Source organism: Aestuariivivens marinum (genome assembly GCF_022662175.1).
Lineage (GTDB): Bacteria > Bacteroidota > Bacteroidia > Flavobacteriales > Flavobacteriaceae > Aestuariivivens > Aestuariivivens marinum.
This window is the reverse complement of record NZ_JAKMCR010000001.1, coordinates 423,536-436,754: the sequence shown is the minus strand read 5'-3', so window position 1 is coordinate 436,754 and position 13,219 is coordinate 423,536. Positions and strand designations below refer to the sequence as shown.

Annotated in this window: 13 protein-coding genes and 1 tRNA gene; 9 read left to right on the top strand and 5 right to left on the bottom strand. The window is 34.7% G+C overall.

Annotated features, from left to right (window positions below; translation table 11 throughout):
• Positions 1 to 28: 28 nt before the first annotated feature.
• Positions 29 to 1,246: a 2-oxoglutarate dehydrogenase complex dihydrolipoyllysine-residue succinyltransferase gene (odhB, locus tag MR053_RS01835; RefSeq protein WP_242130785.1), complete on the top strand. Its 1,218-nt coding sequence runs from the start codon at positions 29 to 31 to the stop codon at positions 1,244 to 1,246.
• Between the two features lie 111 nt (positions 1,247 to 1,357).
• Here odhB and MR053_RS01830 read toward each other — a convergent pair whose 3' ends face one another.
• On the bottom strand, positions 1,358 to 1,798 hold the full coding sequence (locus MR053_RS01830) for a retropepsin-like aspartic protease family protein (protein ID WP_242130784.1): 441 nt from the start codon (positions 1,796 to 1,798) through the stop codon (positions 1,358 to 1,360).
• Positions 1,799 to 1,879: 81 nt separating this feature from the next.
• Between MR053_RS01830 and MR053_RS01825 the strand changes: the two genes are divergently transcribed.
• The 8 genes from MR053_RS01825 to MR053_RS01790 all read left to right on the top strand — a co-directional run bounded on the left by MR053_RS01825 (position 1,880) and on the right by MR053_RS01790 (position 7,027).
• Positions 1,880 to 2,647 (top strand): TatD family hydrolase, encoded by a 768-nt coding sequence (locus MR053_RS01825; RefSeq protein ID WP_242130783.1) that lies wholly within the window; start codon positions 1,880 to 1,882, stop codon positions 2,645 to 2,647.
• A gap of 4 nt (positions 2,648 to 2,651) precedes the next feature.
• Complete coding sequence (locus MR053_RS01820) at positions 2,652 to 3,683, top strand: asparaginase (RefSeq protein WP_242130782.1); 1,032 nt, start codon at positions 2,652 to 2,654, stop codon at positions 3,681 to 3,683.
• Between the two features lie 80 nt (positions 3,684 to 3,763).
• Positions 3,764 to 3,851 (top strand) — tRNA-Ser (locus MR053_RS01815).
• A gap of 73 nt (positions 3,852 to 3,924) precedes the next feature.
• Positions 3,925 to 4,698, top strand: a complete 774-nt coding sequence (locus tag MR053_RS01810) for a MotA/TolQ/ExbB proton channel family protein (protein ID WP_242130781.1) — start codon at positions 3,925 to 3,927, stop codon at positions 4,696 to 4,698.
• A gap of 25 nt (positions 4,699 to 4,723) precedes the next feature.
• A complete protein-coding gene (locus MR053_RS01805) occupies positions 4,724 to 5,155 on the top strand; it encodes a hypothetical protein (protein ID WP_242130780.1) in 432 nt (143 codons plus the stop codon).
• A 1-nt stretch (position 5,156) separates the two neighbouring features.
• Complete coding sequence (locus tag MR053_RS01800) at positions 5,157 to 5,765, top strand: ExbD/TolR family protein (RefSeq protein ID WP_242130779.1); 609 nt, start codon at positions 5,157 to 5,159, stop codon at positions 5,763 to 5,765.
• Between the two features lie 23 nt (positions 5,766 to 5,788).
• The gene (locus MR053_RS01795; RefSeq protein ID WP_223551371.1) at positions 5,789 to 6,271 is read left to right on the top strand and encodes an ExbD/TolR family protein; all 483 of its coding nucleotides are present in this window, start codon (positions 5,789 to 5,791) and stop codon (positions 6,269 to 6,271) included.
• A gap of 63 nt (positions 6,272 to 6,334) precedes the next feature.
• Positions 6,335 to 7,027, top strand: coding sequence for a porin family protein (locus MR053_RS01790; RefSeq protein WP_242130778.1), 693 nt, complete (start codon positions 6,335 to 6,337; stop codon positions 7,025 to 7,027).
• On the opposite strand, the gene MR053_RS01785 is transcribed toward MR053_RS01790, so the two are convergent.
• The 4 genes from MR053_RS01785 to MR053_RS01770 all read right to left on the bottom strand — a co-directional run bounded on the left by MR053_RS01785 (position 7,022) and on the right by MR053_RS01770 (position 13,198).
• Positions 7,022 to 7,627 (bottom strand): hypothetical protein, encoded by a 606-nt coding sequence (locus MR053_RS01785; protein WP_242130777.1) that lies wholly within the window; start codon positions 7,625 to 7,627, stop codon positions 7,022 to 7,024. The two genes, MR053_RS01790 and MR053_RS01785, sit on opposite strands and share 6 nt — an antisense overlap.
• Positions 7,627 to 9,084, bottom strand: coding sequence for an RNA polymerase factor sigma-54 (rpoN, locus tag MR053_RS01780; protein ID WP_242130776.1), 1,458 nt, complete (start codon positions 9,082 to 9,084; stop codon positions 7,627 to 7,629). Before rpoN ends, MR053_RS01785 begins: the two co-directional genes overlap by 1 nt.
• A 164-nt stretch (positions 9,085 to 9,248) precedes the next feature.
• Positions 9,249 to 10,685, bottom strand: coding sequence for an asparagine--tRNA ligase (gene asnS / locus MR053_RS01775; protein ID WP_242130775.1), 1,437 nt, complete (start codon positions 10,683 to 10,685; stop codon positions 9,249 to 9,251).
• Positions 10,686 to 10,801: 116 nt separating this feature from the next.
• Positions 10,802 to 13,198, bottom strand: coding sequence for an efflux RND transporter permease subunit (locus MR053_RS01770; protein ID WP_242130774.1), 2,397 nt, complete (start codon positions 13,196 to 13,198; stop codon positions 10,802 to 10,804).
• Between the last annotated feature and the right edge of the window lie 21 nt (positions 13,199 to 13,219).

Here is a 13,219-nt window from a genome sequence, read left to right as displayed (position 1 = left end):
ACTCAGAATATAATTCAAATTATAGCATATGATTTTAGAAATGAAAGTGCCTTCTCCAGGTGAATCTATTACCGAAGTAGAAATAGCAACATGGTTGGTTGAAGATGGTGATTATGTAGAGAAGGACCAAGCCATTGCAGAAGTAGACAGTGATAAAGCAACACTTGAATTACCTGCAGAAGCAAGTGGAACCATAACACTTAAGGCAGAAGAAGGCGATGCCGTAGCTGTAGGGGCTATAGTATGTTTAATTGACACCTCTGCTGAAAAGCCAGATGCTTCGACAAGCTCAGCAACTCAAGAAAAAATGGAGGCCCCAAAAACTGAAGCGGTGACAAGTGCACCAATACAACAACAGGCGGCCACTTATGCTACAGGAACAGCAAGTCCAGCTGCTAAAAAGATTTTGACTGAAAAGGGTATTGACTCTACATTGGTTTCAGGTACAGGAAAAGATGGCAGGATAACTAAAGAAGACGCTGTAAATGCCGTACCTTCTATGGGAACACCAACAGGGGGTAATAGAGGAACGACCAGGTCAAAAATGTCTATGTTGCGTCGTAAAGTAGCCGAACGTTTGGTTGAAGCAAAAAATACAACTGCAATGTTAACTACATTTAATGAAGTAGATATGTCGCCTATTTTTGCTTTACGTAGTGAATATAAAGAGATCTTCAAAACAAAGCATGGCGTTGGATTAGGATTTATGAGTTTCTTTACTTTAGCTGTAGTTAGGGCATTAAAATTGTTCCCTTCAGTTAACTCTATGATAGACGGTAAGGATATGGTCTCATACGATTTCTGCGACATAAGCATTGCTGTTTCTGGACCAAAAGGACTCATGGTGCCAGTAATGCGAAACGCAGAAAATTTGAGTTTTAGAGGTGTTGAGGCTGAGGTTAAGCGATTAGCGTTGCGTGCACGTGATGGACAAATTACAGTTGATGAAATGACGGGAGGTACATTTACTATTTCCAATGGAGGTGTTTTTGGGAGTATGCTATCAACACCTATTATAAATCCGCCACAGAGTGGTATTTTAGGAATGCATAATATAGTTGAACGTCCTGTAGCTATAGATGGTAAAGTTGAAATTAGGCCTATCATGTACGTGGCATTGTCTTACGACCATAGAATTATAGATGGCAGGGAAAGTGTTGGCTTTTTAGTAGCTGTTAAAGAAGCTTTGGAAAACCCAATTGAACTTTTAATGGATAATGATGTTAAGAAAGCATTAGAGTTGTAAAAGCTAAAACATTAAGTTATATGAGGCCTTTTAAGTTATTTAAAAGGCTTTTTTATGGTTTCCAATAAAGGAACGGTTTGTCTTAAGCAAATTTTGCCACCAAAAAGGGAATTATAATTTCAAATAGAGATATTTCTTTTGATAATCTATAATAGCTTTAGCCTTTTTTAAAATATCTGCGCCTATAATACCATCAACTGGCCTAGCGTTGTGTTTTATTAGGGCTGTATTCACATGGGTAAGGTTGAATAGTACCAAAACAACTTTATTATTTTTCCATTTTCCAATTTTTATCTTGTTTTTTTTTGCTGTTTTGGTATCCATATCAATAGCACCAGCACCTGCAGCTTTTACCATAGAGTCTTCGGCTTGTAATTTAAAGGTCTCTATGGCTTCAAAATCTACACAGGAATTTGACGCTCCGGTATCTAAAATAAATACGCCTTTTATACCATTTATAGTTGCGTTAATTTCAAAATGATTGGTTTTGGTAAGGTGTAATTTTACACGGGTATAGTTTTTAGTACTAAGAAATTCGTAAAGTGACTGCATCTTATTAGTCTTTTGGTAAAGATAATCATGTAAAACGATTATTTTTACAAATTTAAAGAGGTTAACGAAAACAATTCTATTTTGATTATAACCGATACACATACCCATTTATATAGTGAAGCTTTCAATGAAGACAGGAACGAAATGATAGGGAAAGCTATAAAACTAGGTGTGTCCCGTTTTTTTATTCCGGCAATAGATTCTACGTATACCCAATCCATGCTTCAATTAAAAGAAGACTTTCCAGAACAAGTGTATTTAATGATGGGATTACATCCTACTCATGTAAAGGAAAATTATGCTGATGAACTTAAGCATGTAGAGCATATGTTGACTCAACACCAATTTTATGCAGTTGGTGAAACAGGAATTGATTTGTATTGGGATAAATCGACCTTAGGGATACAAAAAAAAGCATTTAAACATCAGATACAATTGGCTAAAAAGCATAAGCTGCCCATTGTGATTCATTGTCGAGATGCGTTTGACGACATATTCGATGTTTTAGAAGGTGAAAAGGATGATAGCTTATTTGGAATTTTTCATTGTTTTACAGGGACTTTAGAACAAGCCCAACAAGCCATATCCTATAATATGAAATTGGGGATAGGAGGTGTAATAACTTTTAAGAATGGCAAGATAGACCAGTTTATTAACCAAATAGATCTGAAGCATATTGTGATGGAAACCGATGCGCCTTATCTTGCACCTGTGCCTTATCGAGGCAAACGAAATGAAAGCGCTTATATAGTTAATGTTTTGGAAAAACTTTCCAGTATATACAATAGGCCAGTTGAAGATATAGCTGAAATAACAACTCAAAATTCGAAGGACGTTTTTAAAGTATAATATTATGAGTCAAGAAAAACAAAAAATACTCCTTATATATACTGGTGGTACCATAGGTATGGTGAAAGACTTTAAGACAGGAGCGTTACGTACTTTTGATTTTAAAACCCTTTTGGATAAGATACCCGAACTAAGGCTTTTAGACTGCAATATAGAAACTGTTTCGTTTCAAGACCCAATTGACTCCAGTAATATGAATCCAACCTATTGGGTACAGATTGCTGAAATAATTGAAGCCAATTATGAGAGTTTTGACGGGTTTGTAGTACTTCATGGAAGCGATACCATGAGCTATACGGCATCTGCACTTAGTTTTATGCTGGAAAATTTAGCAAAACCAGTTGTGTTTACAGGGTCACAATTACCTATTGGTGATTTACGTACCGATGCTAAGGAAAATTTAATAACTTCCATTCAGGTTGCATCGTTACATGAGAAAAACAAACCCGTTATAAAAGAGGTGTGCCTATATTTTGAATATAAGTTGTATCGAGCTAACAGGACTACAAAAGTAAGCGCAGAACACTTTGAAGCCTTTCAATCACCCAATTATCCAGATTTGGCCCAATCAGGTGTACACTTGAAAATTAATACAGATGATTTATATAGCCCTAATGTGAATAAGCCTTTTAAAACCTATAAGGATTTTGATACGAATGTTGCCATAATAAAATTATTTCCAGGTATTACAGAATCATTTATGCGCAGTATTTTATTAACACCAAACTTAAAAGGTGTGATTTTGGAAACCTATGGAGCTGGAAACTGTACCACGGCAGCTTGGTTTAGTGATTTGATATCAAATGCCATTCGAAAAGGTGTATATGTTATAAATATAACACAATGCACTAAAGGAACTGTGGTTATGGGGCGTTATGAGACCAGTAACCAATTGAAGCATATTGGGGTAATATCGGGTAAAGACTTAACGACAGAGGCAGCAATTACTAAATTAATGTGGTTGTTGGGTAATAAAACAGATGCTAATACTTTCAAAACCATGTTCGAAAGCTCCTTAAGAGGAGAAATGTCCTAAAAAATAACAGTCAAAGTTTTATCATCTAAAGATTTTTTTGTTATTTGAGCCACCTAAAAACAAAAGCTTTTTTAGAATACAGAGAGGTGGCCGAGTGGTCGAAGGCGCACGCCTGGAAAGTGTGTATACGCCAAAAGCGTATCGAGGGTTCGAATCCCTTCCTCTCTGCTGTTATTTTTATTTTTAATAGCTTTTTTTTTATATCTTTAACACTTTAACTAATAAAATTAAGATTTAGAACATGAAAAGATTATTTTCTATCCTTGCCATTACAGGAATTATGGCATTCGGAACGGTTAATGCAACTACAAATGCTGCTAGCACAACCACTACTACAGTGGCCACGATGACACAAGATGATGCAGCTGATGCACCTGCACAAGAGGTAGGGTTTCATCAAGAATTAAAAAAGCGTTTTATTGAAGGAGGCCCAGGCTTTATGGGAATTGTATTGTTGTGTTTAATTTTAGGTCTGGCAATTGCAATTGAGAGAATTATCTTTTTAAACTTATCTACTACAAACACATCTAAATTAACACAAGAAGTCGAAGATGCTTTAGCATCGGGAGGTGTTGAGGCAGCAAAAGAAGTTTGTAGAAATACTAAAGGCCCCATCGCTTCAATTTACTACCAAGGACTGGATAGAACAGACGAAGGTTTAGAGGCCGTTGAAAAAGCTGTTGTAGCTTATGGAGGTGTTCAAATGGGACAATTGGAAAAAAATGTATCTTGGATTTCGTTATTCATCGCCTTAGCTCCTATGTTAGGATTCATGGGAACAGTAATTGGGATGATTCAGGCATTCGATAAAATTGAAGCTGCAGGAGACATGCAACCTTCACTTGTAGCAGGAGGTATTAAAGTAGCACTTTTAACAACCGTATTTGGTTTGATTGTTGCAATCATATTACAAATATTCTACAATTATATTATTGCTAAAATCGATAGCATCGTTAACAATATGGAAGACGCTTCTATTACGTTAATGGATTTGCTAATTAGAAACAAGAAGTAATAATTAAAATTGTAAACCATTTATTATGAAAAAAGTATTAACCATAATATTAGCATTGGTAGGTATACTGTCTATAGTATTCCTGGCGATGATAATATCGGCAGGAGACGAAGCTGTAAAGGTGGGAGAAGCTAGCAGTAGTGTAGATTCATTTATGTATGTAGCATATACCGTTTTGTTTTTAACCTTGGCTTTTGTTGTTTTCTTCACTTTAAAAGCTATTTTAACCAATATAGATATGCTAAAAAGTACTTTAAAGAGCGTGGGAGCTTTTGTAGTACTGGCGCTTATATGTTATTTTAGTGCAGAAGGCGTTGAAACTCCACTTAAAGATGGGGATTCGTTATCAGCTAGTGGATCACAATTGGTTGGCGCGGGATTATATTTGTTTTATGCGCTTATTCTTATAGCAGGGGCACTTATGTTGTTCTCTGGAATTAAAAAAATGATAAAATAACATGGCAAAACGAGCAGCACCGGAGGTTAATGCAGGCTCAATGGCCGATATTGCCTTCCTTTTATTAATATTTTTCTTGGTTACCACAACTATTGAAAAGGATTCGGGTATTAACCGTAAACTACCCCCAATGGAAGAATCTGAAGAAGATGTGGTCATCAAACAAAAAAATATTTTTACGATTTTAATCAATGGTAAAGACCAATTGCTTGTTGAGGAAGAGCGTATGGAACTTAAAGACCTACGTAAAGCAGCAGTAGAGTTTTTAGATAATAACGGCGATGGATCCTGCACTTTTTGCAAAGGTAAAAGAGACCCAAAATCTTCAGATAATCCTGATAAAGCCATTATTTCTTTAAAAAATCAAAGAGAGACTTCTTATGCTGCTTATGTAGCTGTTCAAAATGAAGTTATGGGCGCTTACAATGAGCTAAGGAATAGACGTGCATTAGAGATAGGATCTCAAAAAGGGTTTCCCGGTATGGATTTTATAAAAATGCAGGAAAATTACAAAGATGCACGATGGGTTGGTAATAAGGATAAACTTAAGGCGGTTATAGACCAGATTAAGGAAGAGATTCCGCAAAAGTTTTCAGAAGTCATTGAATAAATTTAGAATTAAACAGAAACATTATGTCTAAATTCAAAAAGAAAAAAGGTGGCGATTTGCCACCAATTAGTACAGCATCCTTGCCAGACATTGTATTTATGTTGTTATTCTTTTTTATGGTTGCTACCGTAATGCGTGAAAACACTTTGATGATTCAAAACGCTTTACCTGTTGCGAACCAAGTAGAAAAATTGGATAAAAAGAATCCCATAAGTTATGTATATATGGGAAAACCCAGTGATAATTACAAAAAAAAGTTCGGAACAGAAGCTAGAATACAACTGAACGACAAATTTGCTGATGTGAGTGATGTAGGCCCTTTTATTGAAGCCGAACGCGCTGCATTAAGGGAAGAATTAATACCTTATTTAACCGTATCGTTAAAAGTTGATAAAGATGCACAAATGGGTATTGTTGGTGATGTAAAACAAGAACTAAGAAAAGTGAATGCCTTAAAAATAAACTATACTACAGGTGTAGGGGATGCATTAACGAACATAAAATAATATCTTAATTTGTTAAAAGTAGGAAGGCATTCAATATGAATGCCTTTTTTTAGTTAATAGTATATGAAAAGGATATTAATTAGAATGGCTTTTATTTCATCTGGCTTATTATTGTATGCACAAGAGCCAACAATAACTGTAATTGATTCGCTTTATAGAGAAGACCAATTCTATGCCGGAGTTACTTATAACTTATTAGGGAATATACCAGAGGGTGTTTCTCAAAATGGTTTCTCTGGGGGATATCATATTGGATTTATTAGGGACATGCCCATTAACAAGAATAGAAATTTTGCTCTAGGTCTTGGAATAGGGCTTTCTGCCAATTCCTACAATCAAAATATGTTCATAAATAAAGACAGTTCTGGATCCATAAGCTTTTCTTTATTAGAAGGTAGTAATAACTTTTCTAAAAATAAGTTTACTGGATATTTGATTGAATGTCCTTTAGAGATACGTTGGCGTACATCCACACCATCTGAATACAAGTTTTGGAGAATTTATACGGGGGTTAAATTAGGTTATGTCTTTGCCCATAGTGCCAAATATAAAGGTGATCTGGGAAAAATAAAACATAGTAATATAAATGAGTTTAATTCGCTGCAATATGGTTTGACCTTAAGTGTTGGATATAACACTTGGAATATTCATTGCTATTATGGTCTTAATCCTATTTTTTCTGAGCATGCTCAATTAAATGGAAGTCCTATTGATATGAACAGTATTAAAATTGGACTGATGTTCTATATTCTATAGCCAGTAGTTTACCAAAATAAGTTGTGGAATCATACCTAGAAAAAATCCAACTACTAACTCTGTAAAACTATGCGCCTTCAAATGCAATCGGGAAGTTGCTACTGCACCTGTTATAATAATCGTAAAGGCCAAGGTTCCATTTATATTGATGCTAAAATGAATACTTAACGCAATAAAGAACATCAATAAACCAGAAATGGCCATCAAGTGAATACTTGCTTTAAATTTTAAAACAGCCAAAATAAGGCAAGACAATGTTGAAATTAAAATACCTACAAAAAAGAAATACAGTTCAACAACTTGTGTAGGGGTTAAAATCCGTTTTATAATAACTAAGGTTACTACAAAATTCAATATTAAGGGTATAATGCGCTCTTTGGTACTTTTTAGATAAATGGAAGTTACCTTTCCGAGTGTTTTTAAAAGAAAATATAAAAGAATGGGAAGAATAACGGTCAAAATGAAAAGAGACACTAGTTTAGCATTGATCACTTCGACTGGGATATATCTTGGAGATTTTGAAAAATAAAAAAATACACCAAAAATAGGCATCAATAATGGATGGAAAATAAATGAAATACTTCTTAAAATACTATCCATTATATTTTTTTACGTAGCCTTGCTACTGGAATATCAAGTTGTTCTCTATATTTAGCCACTGTACGTCGTGCTATGGGATAGCCTTTATCTTTTAAGATATTTGCTAAGGCATCATCAGTTAATGGCTTTCTTTTGTTTTCTTCTACTATAACAGTTTCCAGTATTTTCTTTATTTCCCGTGTTGAAACATCTTCACCTTGGTCATTTTTCATAGATTCTGAAAAGAACTCTTTAATTAATTTTGTTCCATAAGGAGTGTCTACATATTTACTATTGGCTACCCTAGAAACGGTTGAAACATCCATTTGTATTTCATCTGCAATGTCTTTAAGAATCATAGGTTTTAACTGTCGCTCATCACCTGTTAAAAAATAATCCTTTTGGTAGTGCATAATGGCGCTCATGGTTATAAACAGTGTTTGCTGACGTTGTTTAATGGCCTCAATAAACCATTTGGCTGCATCCAATTTCTGTTTAATAAACAAAACAGCATCTTTTTGGGATTTAGACTTGTCCTTGGATTCTTTATAGCCTTTAAGCATATTATTATATTCCCTTGAAACATGCAATTCGGGAGCATTCCTTCCATTAAGGGTTAATTCTAATTCGCCATCTTCAATTTTTATGGCAAAGTCTGGAACCACGTGTTCAACAATTCTATTATTACCAGAATAAGAACCACCTGGTTTAGGGTTTAAATGTTCAATTTCGTGTATGGCTCCCTTTAGTTGATCTTCCGTAATGTCAAACTTCTGGATCAACTTTTTGTAGTGCTTTTTAGTAAACTGTTCAAAAGCAGAGTCTATTATATTTAAGGCTAATTCTGTATTTGTATTTTTTTCTTTCCTATGAAGCTGAATGCTCAGGCACTCTTGTAGATTTCTGGCGCCAACACCTGCGGGATCCAACTGATGGACAATGTGTAACACCTGTTCTATTTTTTCTTCGGAGGTGTATACATTCTGGGTAAAAGCCAAATCGTCCATAATATCAGATAATGTTCTACGGATATAACCACTTTCATCCACACTCCCCACTAAAAATTCAGCAATATCACGTTCTTCATCATTCAATCGATACGTGTTTAATTGGTTTACTAAATGTTGGGTAAACGATACACCAGCAGCATACGGAATAGTTTTTTCCTCATCATCACTACTGTAATTGTTAACCTGTGTACGGTAATCAGGAATTTCGTCATCGCTTAAATATTCATCAACATTAATGTCTTCAGCGGTTATAGATTCGTTGTCACTATAATCATCATCAGAATTTTCAAAATCCGAACCAAATTCATTTTCGATTTCCTTACCACTTTCTAAAGCTGGGTTTTCTTCCAATTCCTGTTTTAAGCGTTGTTCAAAAGCTTGTGTAGGCAACTGTATCAATTTCATCAATTGAATTTGTTGCGGTGATAACTTTTGCGATAACTTAAATTGTAATTGTTGTTTAAGCATTGATTATGATTTGGTATTCAATATCAATATAAAGATAGACATTTAGATTGAAAATAGGAGTTAGAGGTTCCCGAAGTCATCCATTCATTATGATATTTGATTATTGAGTTATTATACTTTAGAGTTAAAGACCTATCAAATTTTAAAAAACAGGTCTAAACATTTTAAAACTCAGCATTTTGTGGCGTCCTAGGAAACGGAATAACATCCCTAATATTGCTCATTCCAGTAGCGAACATTACTAAACGTTCAAAACCTAAACCAAAACCAGAATGTACAGCTGTACCATATTTTCTAAGGTCTAAATACCACCATAAATCTTCCTCGGGAATGTTAATATCTGCCATTTTTTGTTTTAGAATCTCAAGACGTTCTTCGCGCTGTGCACCACCAACAATTTCACCAATGCCAGGGAATAAAATATCCATGGCACGAACTGTTTTGCCATCATCATTTAAGCGCATATAAAAGGCCTTTATCTTGGCAGGGTAATCAAATAATATCACAGGGCACTTAAAGTGTTTTTCTACCAAATAACGTTCATGTTCACTTTGTAAATCGGCTCCCCATTCGTTAATTATATATTTAAACTTCTTTTTCTTATTGGGTTTACAATTGCGTAAAATATCGATAGCTTCGGTATAACTTAAGCGTTTAAAATGATTTTCTGTAACAAACTTCAACTTTTCAATTAGGGTCATTTCATTACGCTCAGCATGTGGCTTTGTTTTGTCTTCATCCTGTAAGCGCTTGTCTAAAAACTCTAAATCTTCTATGTTGTTTTCTAAAATATAACCTAGAACATATTTTAAAAAGTCTTCGGCCAAATCCATATTACCTGCTAAATCTAAAAAAGCTACTTCAGGTTCTATCATCCAAAACTCGGCAAGATGTCTGGATGTGTTAGAATTTTCGGCACGAAATGTTGGTCCAAATGTATATACTTTACCTAGCGACATGGCATAGGTTTCTGCTTCTAGCTGTCCAGATACAGTTAGGTTGGTTTCCTTTCCAAAGAAATCTTGAGTATAATCTATTTCGCCAGCATCATTTATTGGTGGATTTTTAGCGTCAAGGCTAGTCACCCTAAACATTTCACCTGCGCCTTCGGCATCACTGCCTGTAATAATAGGCGCATGCATGTAATAAAATCCTTGATCGTTAAAATACTTATGGATGGCAAACGATAATGCCGAACGCAAACGCATAACGGCACTAAAGGTATTGGTACGGGTACGCAAATGGGCTTGTTCCCTTAAAAACTCAAATGAATGCTTTTTAGGTTGAATAGGGTATGACTCTGGATTACTGTCTCCCAATACATCAAGTTCGCTTACAATAATTTCTACCTTCTGTCCTTTACCTTGGCTTTCAACTAGTTCACCTTTAACATGTAAAGCGGCACCAGTAGTTATGCGTTTTAAAAGTGACTCATCAAACTTTTCAAAATCTACAACACATTGTATATTGTTTAAAGTGGAACCATCGTTAAGAGCAATGAATCGGTTGGCGCGAAAGGTTCTTACCCAACCTTTTATTTCAACAGGTTCAAGAACAGATGGTTCTTTTTGCAATAATTCTAAAACGGTAAATATCTTCATTTATACATTATGATTTTCAAAAAGTAAATATAAAAAAAGGTGTTCGGCTTTCAAGTAATTAAACTCTAAATTATAGTTTAAAAACGTGTTCAAATAAATGAGTCTAAATCCAATGGTTATTCAAAAAGCTCTTCTTCCTCTTCTTCCGGTATAATATTTATTGAAGGCTCCCTTAATACTTCTTTGTTTGCTATACTGCGCTCTAAAGACAACAGTAGTGAAGGTAGCAATAATAAATTTGATAGCATGGCAAATAGTAATGTAGCAGAAACTAGGGCCCCTAAAGCTACCGTGCCACCAAAACTTGAAATGGTAAATACCGAAAACCCAAAAAACAACACTATTGAGGTATAAAACATGCTTACCCCCGTTTCCCTTAGGGCTCTGTAAACAGAAGTCTTTATTTTCCAGTTATGAGCTTGCAGTTCTTGGCGGTATTTGGCTAAAAAGTGAATGGTGTCATCTACCGAAATACCAAAAGCAATGCTAAAAACCAATATCGTTGATGGTTTTATGGGAACCCCTAAATAACCCATTAAGCCAGCAGTAACTAAAAGAGGTAATAGGTTAGGGATAAGTGAAACTATAATCATTCGGGCAGAACGAAACATATAAGCCATAAAAAGAGAAATTAAAAAAATGGCTAATGATAAAGATATAGCCAAGTTTTTAACCAAATAAGTAGTTCCTTTTTGAAATACCAAGGCTTTTCCCGTCATAGTAACATTGTAACGATCCTTTGGAAAAACCTTATCGATTTTATTTTGAAGATGTTCTTGTATACGCTCCATTTTATCGGTGCCAATATCTTTCATAAATGTGGTAATACGAGCATATTGACCTGTGCTATCTACAAAGTTCTTAAGGAGATCGACATTAGAAGACGAATTTTTGGCATAGGATAAAATAAAGTTGTTTTCCTGTGAGGAAGGCAACTGATAAAATTTAGTATTACCATTATAATAGGCCTGCTTGGAATACTTGACTAGGCTAACAGCAGATAAGGGTTTCGATAGTTCGGGTGTATCCAAAATTAAATCCTCTAGTTCATTCATGCGTTTTAAGGTAGAAAGTTTCATGACACCTTTTTTACGCTTGGTGTCAATCATGATTTCCAAAGGCATAATCCCGTTAAACTCTTCTTCAAAAAAACGGATATCCTTAAAGAACTCAGTGTTTTTGGGCATGTCCTCAATTAAACTCCCAGATATTTTAATTTGATAGATGCCTATCATACTAGCTATTAAAAGTATTACTGAAGTAGCATATATGGCAATACGTTTGTGTTTTACCATACGCTCCATCCAGTTTACAAATCCACCAATCCAACGTTTGTTTAAGTGTTCTAAATGACGATCCTTAGGAAATGGTAAAAAAGTGTATATAATAGGGATAATGAGTAGACATAATATAAAAATGGCCAAAATGCTAAGTGAAGCAACTACACCGAATTCTTTTAATAGGTCACTCTCGGTTAAAATAAACGTCGCAAAACCCGAAGCGGTAGTTACATTGGTCATTAAGGTCGCATTACCAATTTTTGTGATTACCCGTTGTAGTGATTTAACTTTATTGCCATGTAGCTTAACTTCGTGCTGGTATTTATTGATTAAAAAAATACAGTTGGGAATACCAATAACAATTATAAGGGGTGGAATGAGTGCTGTTAAAACGGTAATCTCGTAATTTAAGGCGCCAATAATACCCAAAGTCCACATCACTCCAATACAAACCACGATAAGTGAAATAAAGGTGGCCCTAAACGATCTAAAGAAGAAAAAGAAAATTAAAGAGGTTACAAGCAAGGCTGCAGCTACAAACCATCCTATTTCATCTACTATAATTTGTGAGTTTAACGTTCTTATATAGGGCATGCCCGAAATGCGAACATCTAAATTATTTTTATTTTGAAAGGCTTCAATTTCTGGAATTAAATGGGCTACAATAAAATCCTTTCTAACGGGTGTGTTAACAATATCCTTTTTTAAATAAATGGCCGTTCTAAGGGTTTTCGTTTCGGCATTGAACAAAAAGTTATCGTAAAAAGGATATTTATTAAAAAGCTCATTTTGAAGTTGATTAAGGTCACTTATAGACTTAATGGAATCTTTAATGAAGGGTTGTAGTTTAAACTTTTCATTGTCCGTATCCTTAATGAGTTTTTGTAAATCTTTAATGGAGATTACGGTTTCAACTTCATTGTATTTTTTAAAGCTATCGGAAAGCCTGTTCCATGCATTAAACTTTTCAACAGAAAATAAAGAGCTATCCTTAACGCCTAAAACAATGAGGTTGCCTTCTTCACCAAAAGTTTTTAAAAAATTGTTATAAGTAATGTTGACGTCATGGTCATTGGGCAATAAATTGGCTTCGGTATAGGTAAAACGCATATTTTCCCATTTCATACTAAAGATAAGGGTAACTAAAACTATAGTAATAAGAATAATAATTTTATTACGCAGGATAAGACGGGCAACGACGTCCCAAAAATCTTTAGTGAAAAGTTTTAGCATGCTTTATTTTAAAGTTGGGCA